20 protein-coding genes are annotated in these 21,307 nt (G+C 68.0%); 5 read left to right on the forward strand and 15 right to left on the reverse strand.

Features of this window, described 5'->3' with window-relative positions:
* From V7082_RS17145 to ftsE, 6 genes are all read right to left on the reverse strand, one after another.
* Positions 1–358, reverse strand: a 358-nt coding sequence (locus V7082_RS17145; protein ID WP_334150502.1) for a ribonucleotide reductase N-terminal alpha domain-containing protein, incomplete at its 3' end; no start/stop codon positions are given.
* Between the two features lie 122 nt (positions 359–480).
* Positions 481–912, reverse strand: coding sequence for a nuclear transport factor 2 family protein (locus V7082_RS17150; protein WP_334150533.1), 432 nt, complete (start codon positions 910–912; stop codon positions 481–483).
* A gap of 17 nt (positions 913–929) precedes the next feature.
* Positions 930–1,658 carry a lysophospholipid acyltransferase family protein gene (locus V7082_RS17155; protein ID WP_334150504.1) on the reverse strand — a complete coding sequence of 243 codons (729 nt, stop codon included), beginning with the start codon at positions 1,656–1,658 and terminating at the stop codon, positions 930–932.
* Between the two features lie 110 nt (positions 1,659–1,768).
* Positions 1,769–2,410 carry a YdcF family protein gene (locus V7082_RS17160; protein WP_334150506.1) on the reverse strand — a complete coding sequence of 214 codons (642 nt, stop codon included), beginning with the start codon at positions 2,408–2,410 and terminating at the stop codon, positions 1,769–1,771.
* 181 nt (positions 2,411–2,591) lie between these two features.
* Positions 2,592–3,743 (reverse strand): ABC transporter permease, encoded by a 1,152-nt coding sequence (locus V7082_RS17165; RefSeq protein ID WP_334150508.1) that lies wholly within the window; start codon positions 3,741–3,743, stop codon positions 2,592–2,594.
* A complete protein-coding gene (gene ftsE / locus V7082_RS17170; RefSeq protein WP_334150509.1) occupies positions 3,727–4,383 on the reverse strand; it encodes a cell division ATP-binding protein FtsE in 657 nt (218 codons plus the stop codon). Before ftsE ends, V7082_RS17165 begins: the two co-directional genes overlap by 17 nt.
* A 352-nt stretch (positions 4,384–4,735) precedes the next feature.
* Here ftsE and hpt point away from each other — a divergent pair, with 352 nt between their 5' ends.
* Positions 4,736–5,293 carry a hypoxanthine phosphoribosyltransferase gene (gene hpt, locus V7082_RS17175; protein WP_334150510.1) on the forward strand — a complete coding sequence of 186 codons (558 nt, stop codon included), beginning with the start codon at positions 4,736–4,738 and terminating at the stop codon, positions 5,291–5,293.
* Between the two features lie 182 nt (positions 5,294–5,475).
* Here the strand turns inward: hpt and V7082_RS17180 are convergent, their stop codons facing one another.
* Positions 5,476–6,600 (reverse strand): TRAP transporter substrate-binding protein, encoded by a 1,125-nt coding sequence (locus V7082_RS17180; protein WP_334150512.1) that lies wholly within the window; start codon positions 6,598–6,600, stop codon positions 5,476–5,478.
* Between the two features lie 260 nt (positions 6,601–6,860).
* On the opposite strand from V7082_RS17180, the gene mobA reads away from it, so the two are divergent.
* Positions 6,861–8,111 carry a molybdenum cofactor guanylyltransferase MobA gene (mobA, locus tag V7082_RS17185; RefSeq protein ID WP_334150513.1) on the forward strand — a complete coding sequence of 417 codons (1,251 nt, stop codon included), beginning with the start codon at positions 6,861–6,863 and terminating at the stop codon, positions 8,109–8,111.
* A gap of 39 nt (positions 8,112–8,150) precedes the next feature.
* Here the strand turns inward: mobA and V7082_RS17190 are convergent, their stop codons facing one another.
* Both V7082_RS17190 and V7082_RS17195 read right to left on the reverse strand, forming a co-directional pair.
* Positions 8,151–8,486 (reverse strand): hypothetical protein, encoded by a 336-nt coding sequence (locus tag V7082_RS17190; RefSeq protein WP_334150515.1) that lies wholly within the window; start codon positions 8,484–8,486, stop codon positions 8,151–8,153.
* Positions 8,487–8,547: 61 nt separating this feature from the next.
* Entirely contained in the window at positions 8,548–10,248 is a 1,701-nt protein-coding gene (locus V7082_RS17195) for an OFA family MFS transporter (protein WP_334150516.1), read from the reverse strand.
* Between the two features lie 241 nt (positions 10,249–10,489).
* Here V7082_RS17195 and moaA point away from each other — a divergent pair, with 241 nt between their 5' ends.
* Positions 10,490–11,536 carry a GTP 3',8-cyclase MoaA gene (moaA, locus tag V7082_RS17200; protein ID WP_334150518.1) on the forward strand — a complete coding sequence of 349 codons (1,047 nt, stop codon included), beginning with the start codon at positions 10,490–10,492 and terminating at the stop codon, positions 11,534–11,536.
* Between the two features lie 68 nt (positions 11,537–11,604).
* On the opposite strand, the gene V7082_RS17205 is transcribed toward moaA, so the two are convergent.
* Positions 11,605–12,132 (reverse strand): hypothetical protein, encoded by a 528-nt coding sequence (locus V7082_RS17205; protein ID WP_334150519.1) that lies wholly within the window; start codon positions 12,130–12,132, stop codon positions 11,605–11,607.
* Between the two features lie 163 nt (positions 12,133–12,295).
* Between V7082_RS17205 and V7082_RS17210 the strand changes: the two genes are divergently transcribed.
* Positions 12,296–12,886 (forward strand): NnrU family protein, encoded by a 591-nt coding sequence (locus V7082_RS17210; protein WP_334150521.1) that lies wholly within the window; start codon positions 12,296–12,298, stop codon positions 12,884–12,886.
* 14 nt (positions 12,887–12,900) lie between these two features.
* Here the strand turns inward: V7082_RS17210 and V7082_RS17215 are convergent, their stop codons facing one another.
* The 4 genes from V7082_RS17215 to panB form a co-directional block, all read right to left on the reverse strand.
* Positions 12,901–15,075, reverse strand: coding sequence for a protein kinase domain-containing protein (locus V7082_RS17215; protein WP_334150522.1), 2,175 nt, complete (start codon positions 15,073–15,075; stop codon positions 12,901–12,903).
* 150 nt (positions 15,076–15,225) lie between these two features.
* Positions 15,226–16,626: an outer membrane protein assembly factor BamB family protein gene (locus tag V7082_RS17220; RefSeq protein WP_334150524.1), complete on the reverse strand. Its 1,401-nt coding sequence runs from the start codon at positions 16,624–16,626 to the stop codon at positions 15,226–15,228.
* A gap of 21 nt (positions 16,627–16,647) precedes the next feature.
* Complete coding sequence (locus V7082_RS17225; protein WP_334150526.1) at positions 16,648–17,400, reverse strand: tetratricopeptide repeat protein; 753 nt, start codon at positions 17,398–17,400, stop codon at positions 16,648–16,650.
* Between the two features lie 162 nt (positions 17,401–17,562).
* Positions 17,563–18,444 carry a 3-methyl-2-oxobutanoate hydroxymethyltransferase gene (panB, locus tag V7082_RS17230; RefSeq protein ID WP_334150528.1) on the reverse strand — a complete coding sequence of 294 codons (882 nt, stop codon included), beginning with the start codon at positions 18,442–18,444 and terminating at the stop codon, positions 17,563–17,565.
* A 294-nt stretch (positions 18,445–18,738) separates the two neighbouring features.
* On the opposite strand from panB, the gene V7082_RS17235 reads away from it, so the two are divergent.
* Entirely contained in the window at positions 18,739–20,442 is a 1,704-nt protein-coding gene (locus V7082_RS17235; protein ID WP_334150529.1) for a L,D-transpeptidase, read from the forward strand.
* Positions 20,443–20,479: 37 nt separating this feature from the next.
* Here the strand turns inward: V7082_RS17235 and V7082_RS17240 are convergent.
* Positions 20,480–21,307, reverse strand: an 828-nt coding sequence (locus V7082_RS17240) for a flavodoxin-dependent (E)-4-hydroxy-3-methylbut-2-enyl-diphosphate synthase (protein WP_334150531.1), incomplete at its 5' end; no start/stop codon positions are given.

Genomic DNA, 21,307 nt, shown 5'->3' on the forward strand with positions numbered 1-21,307 from the left:
CGCCGCCCTGCTGCATGGTGAGGGCGGCCTCCTTCACGTTGTCGAAGATGGAGGCGAGATCGTCCTCGATGCGGCCCATGACGAAGCAGTTGAAGAGTGTGACGGAGCGCCCGGTGCCGGCCCCCGCCAGGATGCGGCCCGCCGGCACGAAACCGAAATCCGCCATCGCCTCGTAGAAGCGCTCGGCCCAGCGGGCGCGCACGCGCCGGCCGCCCTTCTCGACGGAGGCGGCGGCTTCCGCGACGCGCCGGAATGTGTCGGCCAGCGTGGCGTCGTGCGCCGTCTCGTTTTGAAAGCGGTATTTGCGGCGCCAGATCTCCTCGGAGATCGGCGCCAGGAATGCGGGGGCGTCTGCCATTTGCGCGCCGGGGCCCTCTCGATAATGGCCCTCAAATATAAGAAGCCGGCTCGGAGGCGTCAATAAAATGTTCTCTTTAAGTTCTTATTTGTTCTTGTATCCCGTCAGGGGTCGGACGGACGTCAGAGAATGCCGTGCGTCCGCAGAAGCGCCTGCTCATCGCCCGACACCCAGCCGAACACCTTCGGCTCCCCGTCGAGCGTCTGGACGAAGTAGTGAACATCGAAATCTATCGCGACGTCGGGGCGACCGCTGCGGGCATAGGTCGCCGTCCATGCAACATGGGCCACGCAATGACGGTCATCGATGGGGGAGAGGCGGACATGGCGGATCGCCATGTCTTTCATTCCTACTGCCCGCTCGCGTGCATAGCCCCGGACCATGACCTCCTTGAGCCGATCGTCGTTCTTTCCGGTCCTCACGCCCGCGGGCGTGGCTGCTATGAACTCGGCCGCATAGAGCGCTGCGGCCTCGTCCATGTCCATGTCCCCACTCAGGGACCGCTTGAAGACGCGCTCGTATCTCTCGAAGAGCTTTCTGACGCTCGTTTCCATCATCTGCTCTCCAGAACTCAAATCGAGACGCGACCCCGGCCCTCGGCGACGAGGCGCCCTGCTGCGGCTTCGAGGCGTTCCTCGAGGAGGGCGCGGAACTCCTTGCGCGGCAGGCCCGGCGGGATCGGGTCCAGGAACTCGACGACGATGGTGCCGGGATGGCGGAGGAGCGAGCGGCGCGGCCAGAACAGTCCTGAGTTCAGCGCCAGCGGCACGCAATGAAGATCGAGGGCTTCGTAGAGCGCGATGTAGCCCGGCTTGTAGTCGGGGGGCGCGCCCGGCGCCTGGCGCGTGCCTTCGGGGAAGATCACGATCTCGCGGCCCTGGGCCTTGCGGATCTCGGCATCGGCGATCATGGCCTTGAGCGCCTTGGCGGCCCTGTCGCGCTTGACCAGGATGTGCTCGAACTTGACGCAGAACCAGCCGTAGAACGGGATCCAGCGGAGCTCGTCTTTCAGGACGATGGCAGGATCACGGAAGAGCGGGATGAGGCCGAACGTGTCCCAGGCCGACTGGTGCTTCGAGACGACGAGAATAGCCCCTTCCGGCAGCTTGTCGCGGCCGCGCACCTCGAGCTTGGTGCCGGCGATCACGCGCAGCAGCCAGACGCAGATGATGCCGTGCAGCTTGAGGCCCGCCATGGCCCAGCTTCGGGGTGCGAGCAGGAGCCACGAGCCAAGGATCAGCATCAGGGCCGTCGTCACGTAGAAGGCTGCGGTGAAGAGAAGGGAGCGGACGAGGAGCATCGGGTGGAGCGTGTTTCTCGGGAGCCGTTGCGGGCGGGCGGGCCGTTCGGACCCGCTCTCGGCCGATCTTATCCCGATGAAATCGTCCCTGGTCTAGTGTCGATCGCGGGCTACGACTTACGGAGGCTCGCCGAGGCGGCGGTTTCCGATGTCGTCTGCCAGGGGGAGAGGCCGCGCGCGATCACCAGCCGCGCGGCCGCCGGCAGGAACTTGAGGTATTCGGAGGCGAGCAGGCGCGTTGCTGCCGCATCGCGCCACCAGACCTTGCGGCGCAGGCCGTCGGGGTCCACCGGATGGGGGACGAGGGCGATGTTCGGCATCTCGCGCGCAAGCTCGGCCAGGCTGCGTGGCATGTGGTAGCTCGCGGTCACGACGATCAGGCTGTCGTAGCCGAGCGCCTCGGCCCAGCGGCGCGTCTCGTCGGCGTTGCCGACCGTGTTCTGGGCCTGATAGCCGAGATCGACGCAGCAGTTGAAGGTCGCCTCGTCGAGGCCGGAGATGCGGAGCAGCGAGGGCCGGCCGGTCCTCTGATTGACGCCCGAGATGAGCAGCCGCTCGCCGCGCTTCTCCTCGAGCAGGCGGGCGGCCTCCGCGATGCGGGTCTGGCCGCCGGTCAGCACCACGATGCCGTCGGCGCGCAGGTCCTCGACCTCGGGCTCGCGCATCACGGCATTCGCGAACAGGACGAAGCCGACCGCCGTCAGCGCCAGCAGCCCCGCCGTGAAGCCAACCAAGATGCGTCCCCAGCTCATCGTGCTCATCCGGCCCCGAACGGACCTCGGCGTCTCCGAGAAACTCCGACGCGACCCTGCATCAGGAGAGTAGCCGATTTCGTCCTCCTTGTGACACGTCGGTGGAAAGGATGCACCGCGCCGAGCTTCGCCCGGCCAACCGTCGGGTGCGGCGGAGAAAAGCCCGCAACCGGCAGAGCCCTCAATGCTTGCTGTTCAGGATGCGGAAAACGCCGAACCGCGACGTCAGCATGCAGAGCGCCGAAATGACGACCACGACGATCCCGAGAAGCACGTAGCCTGCCACGTCCAGGGTGCCCGAGCCCACCAGCCGGTGCAGCTCGGTCAGCGTCATCGCCCCGCCGCCGAGCACCTGAACGATGGTCGGCATCAACAGGAACACGGCGAGCGCGAATGACGCACCGACCAGTCCGGCGCGCACGCCGAGGCGGAGGAAGTGCTTCTCGAACTCGCGGGCGATGAAACGGTCCGTCGCGCCGACGAAATGCAAGACCTCGACGATCTCCCGGTTGGAGGCCATCGAGCTTTTCGTCGCCGAGACGATGATGGCGGTCGTCGCCATGCCGACGAGTGCGAGAATAAAGAGGCCGCCGAGCGCGAAGCTGTTGGTGATGGTGGCGATCTGCTGCTGCCAGCGGCGATGGTCGTCGAGCGTCGTGCCCTGGAACTGGCTCGAGAGGGCGGTGCGGATCCCGTCGAGATCCGGCGCGGCAGCCCGATCCAGCTCGAGCGCGATGAGGCGGGGCAGCGGCAGAGCGCCGAGGTCGTCGATCTGGCCGAGCCAGGGCTCGAGCAGGCCCGCGGACTCGGCGGCGGTCATCACCGTCACCTTGCTGATGCCGCTCTGCTGGGCGAGGTATTTCGCGACCTCCTCTACGGTCTTGTCGGTGTCGGCGCCGTCCTTGGCCTGCACCTGGACCGTGACCTCGCTGGCGATGTCCTTCAGCCAGCCGTTGGCCGATTCGCGGATCAGGTGGACCGTGCCCACGGTCAGGCAGGCGAGGAAGCACATGATGGTGATGACGAGCGTCAGCGAGCGGCCGGTGACGGATCCGGCCGGCACGATCGGCGCGGTCATCGATTCGGCTTTGCGCGCCGCCCGCGCGGGAGCGTAGGCGTCGGAGCGCGCCGTGTGCTCGTAGTCGCGCCTCAGCATCGGCTCGCCGGAGATCGGCTCGGGCTCGTAGGGGGGCGCGGCATAGTCGGTGCGAAGCGGGGCCCCGGTGCGGACGCCCTGGGTCACGACGTCGTCGTAGGGGTCGTAGTCGGGCGCGCGATGCGGGTCGAGCCCGCGTATCGGCGGCCGGTCGGGTCTGTCATACGATCCGGACATGGCCGTCGTGCAGCTCCAATCGGGGGGCCTTGAACTGACGCATCAACTGATGGTCGTGGGTGGCGATCAGCACCGACGTGCCGAGCCTGTTGAGCTCGATGAACAGCCGCAGCAGACGGCGTGCCATCTGCGGGTCGACGTTGCCGGTCGGCTCGTCGGCGAGCAGGAGCTCGGGCTTGCCGATCACGGCGCGCGCGATGGCGGCGCGCTGCTTCTCGCCGCCCGACAGGACCGAAGGGTAGCCGTGCATGCGGTCGCCGAGGCCGACCCATTGCAGGAGATCCGTCACGTCCTCCTTGTAGTCGTCGAGGCGCTTGCCAACGACGCGCAGCGGCAGGGCGACGTTCTCCCAGGTCGTCAGATGCTCGAGCAGGCGGAAGTCCTGGAACACGATACCGATGCGACGGCGCAACGGTGCGCGCTTGCCGGTCGTGATGCGGCTCACATCCTGGCTGAAGAGCTGAATCTGCCCGCGCGTCGGGTGGATCGACATGAACAGAAGGCGCAACAGCGACGTCTTGCCGGCGCCCGAGGGGCCGGTCAGAAAGTGGAACGAGCCGGGCCGCAGATGAAAGCTGACGTCCGATAGGATCTCGGGGCCTCGATCGTATTTGAGGCCGACGTTCGTCAATCGAATCACGGACGGCTCCGGGATCTGGCTTGAGGGTTCAGCTTGTGGTCGGGCGCCTTATATGCGGGAAGGCGAGGGCAGTATCAATCTGTTACGAATATGGCGGGGGCATGTACACTCGTATGGGTGGCGCGGTTGCTGCGCCAGGCACGCCGCCGGGTGCGGCCGACCGCCGACACCTGGCGCTTTTCCGCCTTCGGCATCGGTCTCAGACAAGGGTCGTGTGCTAAACGTATGATTTCGAGCGCGTTTCGGTTTCGCCGGAGGGAGGGGCGGCCGGGCGTGATTGGCGGCGAGCCCGCGTTTTCCGCGCCGCGTCCCCAGGGGGCGCGGAACGCGGGTCGAGGATGAGGATCGAGGCATGACAGAAGAGCACAGCGACCGGGTGCCCGAGGTCGAGGTCATCTACGCGGCAGATGCCATCGCCGCGCGGCTCGAGGACCTGGCCAAGGACATCACCGCGCGCGATCTCGAGCGACCGCTGGTCGTCGCCGTACTCAAGGGCAGCTTCGTGTTCGCCGCCGATCTCATCCGGGCGCTCTATCGCTCGGGGCTCGAGCCGGAAGTGGATTTCCTCACGCTCTCGAGCTACCGCAAGAGCCGCACGTCGTCCGGCAACGTCGAGATCCTGCGCGACCTCGACCTCAGCGTCGAGGGCCGCAACGTGCTTCTGGTCGACGACGTGCTCGATTCCGGGCGGACCCTCGTGTTCGCCAAGGATCTCATCGCGGCCCGTGGCGCAGCCCAGATCCTGACCTGCGTTCTGATCGACAAGAAGGTGCCGCGCGCCGTGAACGTGGCGGCCGATTTCAGCGCCTTCGAGAGCAATGATGAGTTCGTCGTCGGCTACGGCATGGACGTCGGCCACCGCTACCGCGAGCTGCCGTTCGTCGGCCGGATGGCGAAGGATGAGGCATAGCGCGCCCCGTGAAGCGGACCGCGTATCCGGACTCCGGCCCCCGGCCTTCGCCGGGGCAGGCTCCGCCGGAGTGACGTCAGTTTTGCGGGGTACGCTCGCCTTATCTCAACGTCGCCCCGGCCTCATGGCGAAGCCATGCTCCGTATGGACGGCCGGGATCCAGATGCGTCGATGCCGAGACCTCAGAGCATGTTCTTGCGCTGCTGGATCATCATGTAGGTGTCGCTCACCTGCTCCGAGAGCTGGAACCAGAGATAGTCCTCGGCGCGCACGGCGGTCATGGCGTCGTAGGCCTTCTTGAACTCGGGGTTGGTAACCGAGAGCTCCGCGTAGGTGTCGTTGGATGCCTTGAAGCAGGCATCGAGAACTTGCTCGGAGAAGGGCCGCAGGATGGCGCCGGCCTTGACGAGGCGGCGTAGCGCCGCCGGGTTCAGCATGTCGTAATGGGCCTGCATCGTGGTGTTGGCGGTGTGGGCTGCGGCGCGGATGACAGCCTGATAGCTCTTCGGCAGGCTGTTCCACTTCTCGAGGTTGATGAAGAAGTGGAGCATGGCCTGGCCTTCCCACCAGCCCGGATAGTAGTAGTTGCGCGCGACGCGGTAGAAGCCGAGCTTCTCGTCGTCGTAGGGGCCCACCCACTCGGCCGCGTCGATGGTGCCCTTTTCGAGGGCGGGGTAGATGTCGCTGCCGGCGATCTGCTGGGGCACGGCGCCGAGGCGCGACATGATCGCGCCGCCGAAGCCGCCGATGCGGATCTTGAGACCCTTCCAGTCCTCCGGCGTGTTGATCTCCTTGCGATACCAGCCGCCCATCTGCGCGCCGGTGTTGCCGCCGGGGAGACCGAAGATATTGTGGCGCGCATAGAACGCGTTCATGAGGTCGATGCCGCCGCCTTCGTACATCCATGCGTTCTGCATGCGGCAGTTGAGGCCGAACGGGATGCAGGTGGCGACGGCGAAGGTCGGGTCCTTGCCCCAGTAGTAGTAGGAGGCCGTGTGCGCGGCCTCGACCGTCCCGTCCGACACCGCGTCGGCCGCCTGAAGCCCGCCGACGATCTCGCCGCCGGCGAAGACCTGTATCGTGAACCTGCCGTCGGTCATCTCTTGGACGCAGCGGGCGAAGGTCTCGGCGGCGCCGTAGATGGTGTCGAGGGATTTGGGAAAGCTCGACGTCAGCCGCCAGGTCAGGCTCGGCATGCTCGTGACGACGGCCGGGGCTTCCGGCTGCGGATCGCAGGCCGCGACCGTGGCCGCCGCACCTCCCACGCCGGCGACCTTGAGAAATTTCCGGCGGTCAACTTTGGCCATCAATGTTTCCCTGGGACCCAATCGTTCGGCGGATTATAGACGGGGTCGCCTCCCGAGAGCGCGATCATTTTGTCTCGAACCGGAACCGCGCCCCTAAGCTTTTGGCGCGGCCCTGGAGCCCGTTTTCGACCAGATAGGGCCGGACGCGATCCCGGTCCAGGGGCGGTAGCGGATATTTCGCCTGAGGGGACCCGTTGCACGGGCCGTGGCGTTCGGTAGGCTCGTCCCACCACCGGTCCGGCAAACGAAGGCGGTCTCTCATGATCCAACGCATCGGGGGTGTGCTGCTTGCAGGGGGGCTCAGCCGGCGCATGGGCGGCGGCGACAAGGCGCTGCTGCGGCTCGCCGGCCGTCCGCTCGCCCGGCACATCGCCGAGCGGCTCGCGCCGCAGGTCGACGCCCTTCTCGTCAATGCGAATGGGGATCCGGCGCGCTTTGCGACGCTCGGCCTGCCCGTCGTGCCCGACGAGACGGTCGACTTCGCCGGCCCCCTGGCGGGGGTGCTGGCTGCGCTCAACGGGTTTGCGCGCGCGGATCGGGAGATCGAGGCTGTGGTCAGCGTGGCCGGGGATGCGCCGTTCGTGCCCAGCGACCTCGTGGCCCGCCTTGCGGAAGCGCTCGCCACGCACGGGGACGCGTGGGTCGCGGTGGCCGCATCGCGCGGTCGCCGGCACCACGTGACCGGCCTCTGGCGGATGTCGGCGGCGGCGGAGATCGCAGCCGCGCTCGGGCGCGGGGAGCGCAGGGCGCAGACGATGGTTGATCGGCTCGGGGCGGTGACGGTGCCGTTCGCCGATCTCGATATCGGCGGGGCGGCGGTCGATCCGTTCTTCAACATCAACACGCCGGAGGAACTGGCGCATGCCGAAAGGCTGCTGGCCCGCGTCCCGTCCCTGTCCCCGGGGCCGCCCGCCACGCAGGTGCTCCGGGGGCTCCCTCTTCGGGCTTCGCCCGCGCGGAGCTCGGGCGCCGAGCCGTTCGTGGTCGGTGTCGCGGGGTGGAAGAATTCCGGCAAGACGACGCTCGTCGAGCGGCTCGTCGCCGAGCTCGTGCGGCGCGGCTTCCGGGTCTCGACCGTCAAGCACAGCCACCACCACGACCTCTCCGTGGAAGCCGAGGGCACGGACAGCGCGCGACACCGGCGCGCGGGGGCAAGTGCGGTGGCGCTCCTGTCGCCGACCCGGTGGGCGATCCTTCGGGATGCGTCGGCGGTCGTCTGGCACGAGGGGCCTGAGCCGCCGCTCGCGGCCGTCGTCGCGCATCTCGCTCCGGCCGATATCGTGATCGTCGAGGGCCTCAAGGGGGCGCCGATCCCCAAGATCGAGGTGCGGGGCGCGGGACAGGGCGAGGGCCCGCCGCTTGCGGGGCGCGATCCCCTCGTGTTTGCGGTTGCGGACGATCGCGGAGAGGCGGGCGCGGGCGTGGCGACGTTCTCGCGTGACGACGTGGCCGGGATTGCCGATGCGCTGCTCGCCGCCGGCGGACGGAGGTCGGGGCCCGAGACGGCCTGACGGCGCCCCGATGCCGGCGCGCCGGTCTCTCGGGAGGCGTTAGGCGCCGACCTGAAGGGCGCCTTTCCCGGCCGTCCGGCCGAGGGATCGCTGCGGGCGCGTCTGCCATAAGGTCCAGAGCGCGACGAGCGCGGCGAGACCCGCGACCGCCTCCGGCACGGTGCGGCCAAGCGCGCGCGCCGGTTCCTCGCTCCTTTGGTCGGGAAGACGGATGAGGCGTGCCCGCTGTGGAAGGCGCGGCGCCGCGCGCCCGGCGGTGATCTCTGCCATATCGTGCGCGGGAGGCAGGCGAGCGGCGGCCGCATCGAACGAGAAAAATACAACCGCCAGGGCCGCGACGCGTCCCCCAGCTATCATCTTGATTGAACCCGTCATTCCGGCCGTCACCCGTCGCTCGGGGAGAAGGCCCGCTGATCGTGGTCCATCGGAGACCGCGTCAATCGAAGAATACGAGGGCCTTCACCAGTGTCTGCCAGATGCCCCAAGCAAGCGGCACGCCAACCAGCGACCAGAAGAGGGCAGCCTTGAAATCCAGCCCACCCTTGCCGATTCCGAAGGAGCCGCCCTTGCCGGACGCGGACGCGGATTTTAGCTTGGCCTGCTCGGCGGCGACCTCCTCGTCGCTCATGTGCCATTTCGGGTCGAGGGGGCGTATGAAGAGGTTGGCGATGAAGCCGAGCACCAGCAACCCGGCAAGGATATAGAAAATATGGCCGTAGACCTTGTCGGGAGCGACGCCGTCCGCAAGGCGAGTGTCGTGCAGATAGTTGACGATCACGGGGCCGACGATCCCGGCCGTTGACCATGCGGTCAGAAGGCGGCCGTGGATCGCGCCAACGAACTGCGTGCCGAAGATGTCGGCGAGGTAGGCTGGCACGGTCGAGAAGCTGCCGCCGTACATCGATGCGATGATACAGAAGCAGAGGACGAATAGGGCCATCACCTTCCAGTCGGCGGAGAATGAGGCGAGCACGTAGAGCGCGGCGCCCAGGACGAAGAAGATGAAGTATGTGGTCTTGCGGCCGAAGAAGTCGGAGGAGGACGCCCAGAAGAAGCGGCCGAAGATGTTGAAGAGCGAGATGAGGCCGACGAACCCCGCGCCGACTGCGGCGGCCGAGGCGGCCAATGCCGCGTCCTTCTTCATGTCGAGGTAGCCGAGCCCATCCTGGCCGGCGAGCGCGCCGCCGAAGGTCTCCTGCAGCATGGGGGATGCGGCGCCGATGATGCCGATGCCGGCCGAGACGTTGAGGCAGAGCGCGATCCAGATCAGCCAGAACGCAGAGGTCTTGTGGGCGTCCCTCAGATGAACGTGGTTGTTCGTGATCATGGCCTTGGCGCTCGCCGGCGGCGTCCAACCCTCCGGTTTCCAGTCGGCGGGCGGTAGGCGGTAGCGGAACGAGCCGATGGTCATGAACACCGCGTAGATCGCCGCCATGGCGAGGAATGTCTGCCAGACGCCGGGCTCCGTCGGGGTCTTGAAGACGTTGTCCATGAGGAACGTCGCGAGCGGTGAGCCGATCATGGCGCCGCCGCCGAAGCCCATGATGGCCATGCCGGTTGCCATGCCGCGCCGGTCGGGGAACCATTTGATCAGCGTCGAGACCGGAGAGATGTAGCCGAGGCCGAGACCGATGCCGCCGAGGACGCCGGCGCCGAGCCACATCAGCCAGAGCTGGTGCAGATAGACGCCGAGCGCGCCGATCAGGAGCCCGCCGCACCAGCACAGTGTGGCGACGAGGCCCGCCTTGCGGGGGCCGGCCCGCTCGAGCCATCCGCCCCAGATGGCCGCCGATACGCCGAGCAGGACAAAGAAGAACGTGTACATCCAGCCGAGGTCGAACTGGCTCCAGTTGCAGTCGGTGGCGGCGAGCGCGCGCAGGGTGCCGACGGCCTTCTCGCCGAAGGTCACGGCGCCGGCCGAGCACTCGGCAACCGGCTTGCCGTCCGCGCCCATGAGCGCGCCCTGAAGCGGCTTCCAGAATACCGAGAAGCCGTAGGCCATGCCGATGCACAGGTGGATGCAGAGCGCGGCCGGCGGGACCATCCAGCGGTTGAAACCCGGCCTGGCGACGATCGCCTCACGATCGAGCCAACCGGGTCGGGTTTCTGCCCCAGCGACGTCCTCGATGGTGGCCATGGTGCTCTCCCCCCCAAGACCTTTTGACTTGCCCTTGTTTCTCGGGCGTTTGCGCCTAGCACTATCGTGCGCGACCTTATGAGACAAGGCCAACCGTCTTGATGTCGGCAGGAACCTCGTTACCTTAGGGGGCTCGGCTTCCGAGACGGCCGGCCCGCGAATCGTGGCCACTGTCCGGCTGCGGAGCAGGTCTCATGAAGCGAGCGGGTCCCCGTCGGGATGAGACCACTTGGATGAAGACATGACGGTCGTGCCATCGAACACATTTGCTGAAGGCGCCGCGGCTCAGGCCCCGGACCTGGTGGATCCGTTCGGGCGGCACGTGACCTATCTGCGTGTCTCGGTGACGGACCGCTGCGATTTCCGCTGCGTCTACTGCATGAGCGAGCACATGTCCTTTCTGCCCAAGAAGGACCTGCTCACGCTCGAAGAACTGGACCGGCTCTCCTCTGCCTTCATTGCGAAGGGTGTCAGGAAGCTGCGCATCACCGGCGGAGAGCCGCTCGTGCGCAAGAACATCCTGTCGCTCTTCCGCGCGCTGTCGCGTCATCTCGAGTCCGGACGCCTGGAGGAGCTGACGCTGACGACGAACGGCAGCCAGCTCGAAAAGTACGCGGGCGAGCTCAAGGCCGCGGGCGTGCGCCGCATCAACGTTTCCATCGACACGCTCGACCCCGCGAAGTTCCGCGCCATCACGCGCTGGGGCGAGCTCCCCACCGTGCTCAAAGGCGTGGAGGCGGCGCGGCGCGTCGGTATCGGCGTCAAGATCAACACGGTGGCGCTCAAGGGCGTCAACGAGGATGAGATCGACGACCTGATCCGCTTCGCGCACGGCGAGGGACACGACCTGACGCTGATCGAGACCATGCCGCTCGGCGACATCGAGGGCGACCGCACGGAGCAGTATCTCCCGCTCTCCCTGGTTCGGGCACGGCTCGCCGATCGCTGGGCGCTCGAGGACATTCCCTTCCGCACCGGAGGGCCCGCTCGCTACGTGCGCATCAAGGAGACGGGCGGGCGTCTCGGCTTCATCACGCCGATGACGCACAACTTCTGCGAAAGCTGCAACCGCGTGCGGCTGACGTGCACCGGCACGCTTTACATGTGCCTCGGGCAGGAGGATGCGGCGGATCTGCGCGCGCCGCTGCGCGCGAGCCCGGACAACGTATCGCTGTTCGAGGCGATCGACGCCGCCATCGCCCGCAAGCCCAAGGGGCACGACTTCGTCATCGACCGGCGCCACCAGCGCCCGGCGGTGGCGCGCCACATGAGCGTGACGGGCGGCTGACCGCCGCCTCCCGGTAACGGCACGCGTCTCGTATCGGCAACATGCGAAGCGGGCCCGGCGCGGCCTCGCTACCGGTGCGCGTCCAGGGTCGCCTGCACGAAGGCCGGCGAGAGGCCGAGGACATGGCCCGCGAGCCCGACGATCGATCCGACCATGACCAGCGTCAGGACCCAGCCGAAGGCGTTCAGGAGACGCGTGCGCCAGCGGCCCCGGCGCGCTGCCCTGAGCCAGGGCGGCGGCGATACGACGCCCTCCGTCGCGGGCGCGGACGTGAGGATGACGTGCGGGACGGGTTCGGCCGGCTCTTGCCGATCGCAAAAGACGGCGAGGCGCGGGGAGCGGGAGGCCGCGATTGCGGACGAGAGCTCGGCGCTGTCCGCGTGGCCGGGGGGCGTCCCGACACCTCTCCCGACATCCACAGAGCCGACATCCGTATGCCCGACATCCGCGCGGCGACGGCGGCGTTCGGGTGCGGCCTCTCCGAGGCCGGCCTCGCGCAGCGCCGCCCCGAGCGAACGCGGCGCAGCCCGCGCCGCGGCCCGGTTGCGTCCGTCGGGGCCGAAAATCCGATCTGCCGAGCTGCCGGTCGTTGCCATGGGATCTCAGCCGCGGAGCCTCACACGCACGTTCCGCCCGGCGGCGATTATGCTAAAAACCGAAGCGCCGGGCAATGTTGGTGCACTGCAAAACATGCATTGCTCCGGATTCGGACCCGCCCGCGCGGGTTCGCGTTCCCAACCACGACGGGGGATCCACCGTATGCTGCCTCTCATTCTCGGCCTTCTGCTTTTCTTCGCCGTCCATCTCGTGCCGACCTCGCCGAGCCTCAGGAACGGACTGGTCGAGCGCTTTGGCGCGGGGGCCTACAGGGTGGGCTTTGCCGTTCTCTCGCTTGCGGGCTTCGCGCTGATCGTGCTCGGCTATCACAAGCTGCAGCTCATGCCGGGCAAGAACCCCGTGCTCTGGGACCCGCCGTCGTGGACCCGGCACATCGCCTTCCTGCTCATGCTGCCGGCCATGATCCTTTTCGTTGCCGCGTTCGTGCCGTCGCGCGTCCGCACGGCGGTCAAGCATCCGATGCTTGCAGCCATCAAGGCCTGGGCGCTCGCGCATCTGCTCGTGAACGGAGACCTCGGGTCGATGGTGCTGTTCGGCGCGTTCCTCGCGTTCGCGGTCTACGACCGGATCTCGATCAAGCATCGGACGGTGACGGTGCCGCCCAGCCCGGCCGGCTTCACCAACGACGTGCTCGTGTTGCTCGGCGGCCTGGCGCTCTTTGCGGTCATGCTCTTCTGGGGACATGGCGCGCTGATCGGCGTTCCCCTCGTCAGCGTCGGTTCGGTCCCTTGAGGCGGCTCACGCCCTCAGTCGCCGGACGCGTGCCACTCGTTCGATCCGTCCGAACAGAGATGCGTGATGAGCTCGCAGCCCTTGCCGCCCTCCTTGGCGCAGGCTCTGAGCGCTGCGGTCTTGGCCGCATCGACCGTCGTGCCCACGCTCCAGCCGGAGACCCAGTCGTTCTTGCGGCGCTCGCCGGCGGCGAGCGCCCAGCACTGCTCATGGAAGCTCGCGTAGGACTCGCAGCCGCCGCTCTGTGATTTCGACGCACAGGTCGCGAGCGCCGCCTCCTTGGCCTCGGCCTCGGACCCCTTGCCGACGACGCTCCACACCACGGCTCCCGAATCCCTCGCCACCGCCCCCCAGTCCTCGATCCAGGACAGGATGCCGGCCCCGCACTCGGCCGCCATGGCGCGGAACGCGGCTTCGAATCCGTGCGTCGGGAACGAGAGCCGAAGCGGACCGCCGTAAGCCGACGCGCCCGTCATCTGCACCTCGCCGTCGTGATGGCGGAGCGCGCGCATCACCTGGCGCGAGCGCGATGCGTCGGCGCCCGCGAGCGTCGAGACATCGCCTCCGGCCGTGAGCGTGACGGGCGCGGCAGCCTCGAACAGGCTTTTCTCGGCGAGCTGCGTCTCGAGCGCATCGCCGTCCGATGCGCGCGTGCGGGTGAAGCGGAGAACGGGGCGCTCGGTAACGATGGTGCGCCCCTCGATGTGTGTCGCGCCCGCCGAGACGGTGCACCGCTCCGTGTTCCGCTCGAGGAACCAGCGCCCGTGGACCGCCGCCCCCGGGACGAAATAGGGATCGAGCGCAACCGCCTCGTCGAGAATGCGGTTCAGCATGTCCTGGTTGAGCGTTCCGGTCTCGGGGCGGCCGATGGCGTGCTGATAGCGCTTGAGGCCGCTGCGGATGTCCGCCAGGGCCGCGGGATCGGCGCCGTGCAGATAGCCGAGACGGCGCAGCACGAACGCGACCCGGCCCCACACGCCATCCGCGTCGCTCGCCAGCGCGGGCAGAGCTCGCTCCGCGGCGTCGCCGTCGGTTCGGACGTCGGCCGCGGGCTCCGCCGCCCCCGGCTCCGGCGCCGTCCCGTCGCTCATGAGCAGGCGTACGGCGAAAACGCCGACCATGACGACCGCGGCGCCGCGCAGCACATAGTCGGGCCAGCGCAAGCCGCCTTGCGGCGGACGCGCCGCTTTCGGCCCGGCCCCGGTCTTCGACTTGAGCTTGAGCTTTTCGACGGCCTCGAGGGCGCGCTCCGCGAGCGGTTTCGAATCCGAACCGCTGGGCGCAAGCCGGGTCACGGCCGTGACGCTGCGCGTGGAGCTGGGGTTCGGCAGGAGCTTGCGCCGCCACTCGCGCACCGTGACCGGACGCTCGTCGGGATCCGGCTGCAAGGCCCAGTCGATCGCATCCAGGAAGTCGCGCCGGTAGGCGCCCCGCGCCGCGTCGTGGGCCGAAACGTAGGAATCGTTGCGCATGCGCGAGAACGCTTCCGGCGGCGGCCCGCCCGCGATCAAGCAATAGAGGGTGGCGGCGAGCGAATAGATGTCCGACCAGGCACCCTGCAGGCGCGTCTCGCGATCGTATTGCTCGATCGGCGAGTAGCCGGGCTTCACGATTGCCGCCACCGTCTGCGTGCGCCGCGCCATCGCCTGGCGGCTGGCGCCGAAATCGATCAGGACCGGGCTGTCGTCGTCGCGGACCAGAATGTTGTCCGGCGAGATGTCGCGATGGTAGATGCCGGCCGCATGCAGCGCCTCGAGCGCATCGAGCAACGGGCGGAGCAGCGCATCGAGCTCTGCCTGCTGCGGAGGCTTGGGGAAATACGCATCGAGCGTACGCCCCTCCTCGAAGGTCATCACGAAGTAGCCGGTATCGTTGCCCTCGAAGTAGCGCATGCAGCGCACGATGTTGGGATGCTGCAGGCGGGCGAGACGGCGCGCCTCCTCGATGAACTGCGAGAGGCCCCATTCGAACGGTTGCGACTCACCCTTCGAGCGCGGCCGCACGGTCACGGTGTTGGACCGGCTCGCGAAGTCGCGCGGGAAGTACTCCTTGATGGCGACATCGACGTCGAGCTTGATGTCGTGCGCCCGGTAGGTGATGCCGAAGCCTCCGGTCCCCAGGATGCCGTCGATGCGGTACTCGTCGACGAGCAGCGTGCCGATGGGAAGCGCGGTGTCGTCGTGGTCCATGGAAAAGTCCTGGAGCGAAGATGATGCGTGGTGAGGCCTAACCCGAACGGCGGGAGAACACTACGGCTTTCGCGCGCGTCGTCCGAGATGGAAAATATACCGTGCCGCGCCGAAGAGCACGGGGGCGGGCAGCACGGCGGGCGGGACGCATCAGTTGAAGGCGACGAGCTTGGCGTCGTCGGTGAGCACGAACATCTTGCCCTGGGCGACGACGGGGGGAATGAAGACCGCCCCGCCGATATCCAATTGTCCCGTCACGCGGCCGGTCGCGGCATCGACGCCAGCGAGCTGCCCCTCCTTGGAGGCGAGCCACAGGATGCCGTTGGCGAGCACCGGACCGGTCCAGGTATTCGAGCCGGGGAGCTTGGTCGTCCATTGCGTCCGCCCGTCGCGGCGGCTGACGGCCATGAGCTGGCCCGAGGTATCGATGACGAACACGCTGTCGCCCGCCACGTAGGGCGGCTGCGTGCTCGGCACCGTCAGGGACCAGAGACGCTCGCCGGTTTTGGCGACGGTTGCCACCATGCGTCCGCCGTGGCCGACCGCGTACACGGTGCCGTTGTCGAGGGCCGGGCGCGCCGCATCGCTCATGGATGCAATCTGGGAGGTCGTGCGCGAGCGGGACAGGCTTTCCGACCACATGCCGCCTCCGTCGGAGGCCCTCAGCGCCACCACATCCCCCGTCGCATAGGGAACGACGACGATGTCGTCGGCGACGATCGGGCTGGCATTGAGGCCGAGGCTCGCCGGCTGCGGCAGCCCGCGCACCACCCAGAGCTCAGCCCCGTCAATGGTCGAGAGACAATAGAGGCGACCCTCGACGGTCAGCACGAACAGGCGGTCGAGAGCGACCGTGGGCGCTACGCGGATGGGCACGCCGAGGTTTTTCTCCCAGACGCGGTTGCCGGAGGCGGGGTCGAGCGCAATCACGGCGCCGAAGCCGCTGGCGGCGAAGATGCGCCCGCCGTCGGCCGCAATCCCCCCGCCGTATCCGCCGCCGTCCTCGGCCGTGAGGTTCAGGATGTTCTGCGTGATCGCCGAGAAGCCGGGTCCGGTCTTGTCGGTCGTCGGCGCGAGCGAGACCTTCCAGGCGGCCGAGCCGCCGGAGATCGAGAAGGAGCTGACGTTGCCGTCGGAATCGAGCGTGTAGACGCGGTCGCCGTAGACGATCGGAGGAGCAGAGACGCGCCCGACCTTGCTCTTGCCGCGGCCGGCGCTCGCGCTCCAGGCCTGGCGCAGGTCGCTCCCCGAAAGCGCCAGATGGCCGGGTGCGCCGTTGGCCTCGCCGCCCGACTGCGGCCAGGCTTCGTTGAGACGCGGCGGCGGCAGCGTGAGCGGGCCGCTGGCCTCGGCGAGCTCGCCGACGCTCTTCTCCGTCGCCGGAAGCACCGCGATGCGCTTGCCCGGAAGCGGCGGCGTCGTCTCCTTGAAGGGATTGAGCTCGCCCACTTTCGGCAGGCTCGGCAAGCTGTCCGAGCAGCCGGGCATCAGGCCCGTCACAAGCAGGACCGCCCCGAGACCGAGAGGACGTGCGAAGCGGGCAAGCACCATGTTCGGAGCCTCCGGAGCAACTCAGGGAGCCGGGGCGGGCGTCTCCGCGTCTTGGGCCGGGGCCGAAGCCGCCGGCGCCGAGGCGGTCGGAGAGGCCGCGGGCGCACCCGCCAATTCCGCCGTCGCTAATCTGGCCATCAGCCGGTGAATCCTTTCGCCCGCGGACTGCCCGAGGCCCGGATCGGCCAGCAAAGGCGTGAGGACGGCGCGCGCCTCATCAAGCTTGCCGGCCTTCAACGCAGCGGAACCAAGGAGCTCCCGCGCCGTGAAGCGCCAGGGACTGTCGTCCGCCGTCAAAGGCTTGAGGCGATTCTCCATTTCGGTAAAGTCCGCCTCGCCGAGCCGAAGGGCGGCGGCCTGCATGCGCGCGAAATTCGTCAACAGCGGATCGGCCGATGCATCGGCCGCGAGCGCGTCGAAAACGGCGAGCGCTTCCGGGCGCTTATCCTGCTTCAGGTAGGCGCCGGCTTCCGCCAGCCGGGCGAGCGTGGCATAGCCGCGCGGCCCACCGGCCGAGATGGCCTCGAATGCTTTGAGCGCGTCCTCGGTCTTGCCCGACGCCAGGAGCGCGCTTGCCGCTTCGTATTCGGCTCCGGCCGCGTTGGCGTTGGCGATGCGCCGCGCCTCCCAGAGCTGGGATCCGGCCACGACGGCCACCACCGCGATCGCGAGCACGATGAAGTAGGTGCCGAAGCGTTGCCAGAGCTTTGCGAACTGCTCGCGGCGCAGCTCCTCTTCAACTTCGCGGAACAGCGCGTCGTTCTTGTCGACCATCTTCGGCTCAGGTCCCCAGATTCATCGTCTTGTTCGTATTTTTGTTTCGCGGTCGTGCCTTGCGGCACGTCCAGCGAGGGCTGTGAGCGCTTGATAGCGCGCCTCAGCCGGCCAGGGCAAACGATGAGAGACGAATTCCCCGCCCGATCTGCCAAGGATCGGCTAAGTGCTCGGTTTTTTCGGCTTTTTCGTGGCCTGGGCCGGTTGAGGGGCCGCGCTCCCGGGCGCTTCGCTCATGGCGTAGGTATGCTCCTCGGCCGGGAATCGCCCCTCGCTCACGTCCTCGGCGTAGGCTCGGATGGCGTCCTCGATGGCGGTTGCGACGGCGCCGAACTTCTTCACGAACCTCGGCACGCGCGGCGAAAGCCCCAGCATGTCCTCCATGACCAGGATCTGCCCGTCGCAACTGGACGAGGCGCCGATGCCGATCGTCGGCACCGGGATCTCCTCGGTGATGCGGGCGGCGAGCGGGCCGGATACCGCTTCGAGCACGACCGCGAACGCCCCGGCTTCGGCGAGCGCGCGGGCGTCCTCCTCGATGGCTGCCCATTCGTCGCGCGACCGTCCCTGAGACTTGAACCCGCCGAGCACGTTGATGGATTGCGGCGTGAGCCCGATGTGCCCCATCACTGGAATGCCGCGCTCGACGAGATAGCGGGTGGTCTCCGCCATGCGCCGCCCGCCTTCGAGCTTCACCGCCCCGCAATCCGTCTCCTTCATGACGCGCGAGGCGTTGCGGAACGCAACCGGCGGGCTTTCCTCGTAGGACCCGAACGGCATGTCGACCGCGACCAGCGCGCGCCTCGCGCCGCGCACGACGGCGCGCGCCTGCACGATCATCATCTCGAGCGTCACGGGAACGGTGGTCTCGAAGCCGTACATCACCATGCCGAGGCTGTCGCCCACCAGGAGAAAGTCGCAATACTTGTCGGCGATGGCCGCCGTGTGCGCGTGATACGACGTAAGGGCGACGATCGGCTTCACCCGTTTCATGGCGGTGATGTCGGGGGCCATCAGGCGGCGGGTCGGCGGGTGGAGCGACATGGGGCTTCGCGCGTCTCCTGGAAGGGGTGATGCAACGCTTTGGAGCATTTCGAAAGGAGTCTAACGTCCGCCGCTCCCCGGCGCCACCGGAGCGGAGAGGCAGCGTCAACGGCGCCGTGCGCCGACCGTTGAGAATGGGCCACACCGGAGGCCCGATCCGCACCCGAATCGATCCTGAGCTGCCACACGCAATCAAATCCTGATAATCTTGTAACAACTAACCGGGCGTTAGGCGAAGCTCGCTAGTCTTTGTTGCAAATCGTATTTTAACTCTGATTGCAGCGGATGTGCCGTATGTCACGCGTATCTGGAAAGCCGCATCATTCCTGCGTTGAACGGGCGCACCGTCGCGCAAGCCCGCTCGCACTCGGGGCCCTCCTGGCCGTGGCTCTCATCGCCGGCCCGCCGGCTGCAGCCCAGGATGTCTGGAACGAGCCGGCTTACGGCAGCCCGCGAAAGGCCAAGAAAGCCAAGAGCCCGCCGTCCGTCGTGTCCGATGCGACCGTTTCCTCGAAGAGGAAACAGAAGACGGAGCCTGTCGCCGCCCGGCGCGCGGTGGGTCCGCTCATCGTCAACGTCTCCCTCAACCGCCAGCGTCTCACAGTCTACGATGCCCACGGTGCCATCGCCTCCTCTCCCGTGTCCTCCGGGCGCGCCGGCTACGCGACGCCGGCCGGCGTCTACACGATCGTGCAGAAGAAGCGCATGCACTATTCGAACCTGTACGCCAGCGCTCCGATGCCGAACATGCAGCGCCTGACCTGGTCCGGCGTCGCCCTCCACGCGGGTGCGCTGCCGGGCTATCCGGCGTCGCACGGCTGCATCCGCCTGCCGCACGGTTTTTCGAAGAAGCTCTTCGATATGACGCGGATGGGCACGCGCGTCATCGTCTCGCGCGATCCAGTGACGCCGGTGGCCATCGCCCACGAACGCCTGTTCACAGCCGTGCCGCCCGACGACGACCTGGCCGCCGCGATGCCGCGCGAGACGAAGGTCGCCGATGCATCGGGTGCCACCGGCGCATCCGACGATGCCGCGCACGCGGTCAGCTACCGCGAGCGCCGCCGCATCGCGGGCGAAAAGCTCAACGCCGAGATCCGCACCGCCGGCTATGCCAAGCTTGAGAAACAGATCTCTCTCGCGGAGGCGCAGAGGGCCGCCGCCCCGATGCGCAAGTCGCTCGTCGAGGCGCGCGCCGAGGCCGAGCGTCTCGAGGCGCATCTCGCCGAGCTCGAGGAATCTCTCGTCAGCGTCGAGCGCGAGCTTACCGACCTCCTCCTCGCGCGCGAGACGACCGGCAAGCGCAAATCCAAGGCGATGGAGCCGTCCAAGCGCATTGCCAAGATCGCGACCCTCGAGGATCGGCTCGCCCGCCTTCCCGCCGAGATCGACGCGACGCGCATCGCGCACCAGCAGGCGGACGAGGCGCTGGCGATGGCCGAGCGCGTGGCCAAGGAGGCGGAGGACAAGCGCACCGCCGCCATGCATGCGCTCATGCTGGCAAACGCGGAGCTCGAGCGGGGTCTCTCCAAAGAGCGCGCGATGCGCAAGCTCGCCGAGCTCAGCGACCGGCCGGTGTCGGTGTTCATCAGCCGCGCCAAGCAGCGGCTCTACGTCCGCCAGGGCTATGACGACATCTTCGACGTCGAGGTGACGTTCGACCGGCCCGACGATCCCGTGGGCACCCACGTCTTCACCGCGCTCGCCGTGGCGGAGAACAAGACCGACATGACATGGAACGTCGCGTCGATCCCCTATGCTCCGTCCCGGAGCGCCATGAAAAAGAAGAGCCGGACGCTCACGGCGCCGGCGCCCGTGCCGGCCGTCAACCCGGCGAGCCAGACCGCCGCCGCGGCCCTCGACCGGATCACGATCCCGGAGGATGCCCGGGCGCAGATCTCCGACGTCATGAAGCCGGGCTCGTCGATCGTGATCTCGGACCTCGGCATCGGCAACGAGACCGGCGCCTACACCGACTTCATCGTCCCCTTGCGCTGAGCGGCGATTCCGCGGTCGGGGATCCGCCGGTCAGGCGTCAGGCGGATGCCTCGCGCTTGGCGCCCATGCCGAAGCGACGCTCGATATAGTCCTCGACGAGGGCTTTGAAGTCGGCGGCGATGTTGGGGCCGCGCAGCGTCAGTGCTTTCTTGCCATCGATGAAAACCGGTGCGGCCGGGCTCTCGCCGGTCCCGGGGAGCGAGATGCCGATGTCGGCGTGCTTCGATTCACCCGGGCCGTTGACGATGCAGCCCATGACCGCGAAGGTCAGCGTCTCGACGCCCGGATAGCGCGTCTTCCACTCGGGCATGCGGTCGCGGATCATGGCCTCCACGTCGCGCGCCAGCTCCTGGAACACGGTCGAGGTGGTGCGGCCGCAGCCGGGGCAGGCGGCGACGACGGGGACGAACGAGCGGAAGCCCATGGTCTGCAGGATCTCCTGGCCGACCTTGACCTCGAGGGTGCGGTCGCCGCCGGGCTCGGGCGTAAGGGAAATACGGATGGTGTCGCCGATGCCGTCCTGCAGCAGCACGCCGAGGGCGGCCGTCGAGGCGACGATGCCCTTCGAGCCCATGCCGGCTTCGGTGAGCCCGAGGTGGAGCGTGTAGCGGCAGCGTGCGGCCAGCATGCGGTAGACCGCGATCAGGTCCTGCACGGCCGAGACCTTGGCCGAGAGGATGATTTTATCGGCGCCCATGCCGAGCGCCTCGGCCTGCTCGGCAGACAGCAGCGCAGACTGCACGATGGCCTCGTGCATGACCTCGCGCGCGTCCCTGGGCTCGGCGAGCGATGCGTTCTCGTCCATGAGCCGCGTCAGCAGCTCCTGGTCGAGCGAGCCCCAGTTGACGCCGATGCGCACCGGCTT

The organism is Hyphomicrobium sp. (genome assembly GCF_036833075.1).
In the GTDB taxonomy this organism is placed as follows: Bacteria; Pseudomonadota; Alphaproteobacteria; order Rhizobiales; family Hyphomicrobiaceae; genus Hyphomicrobium_C.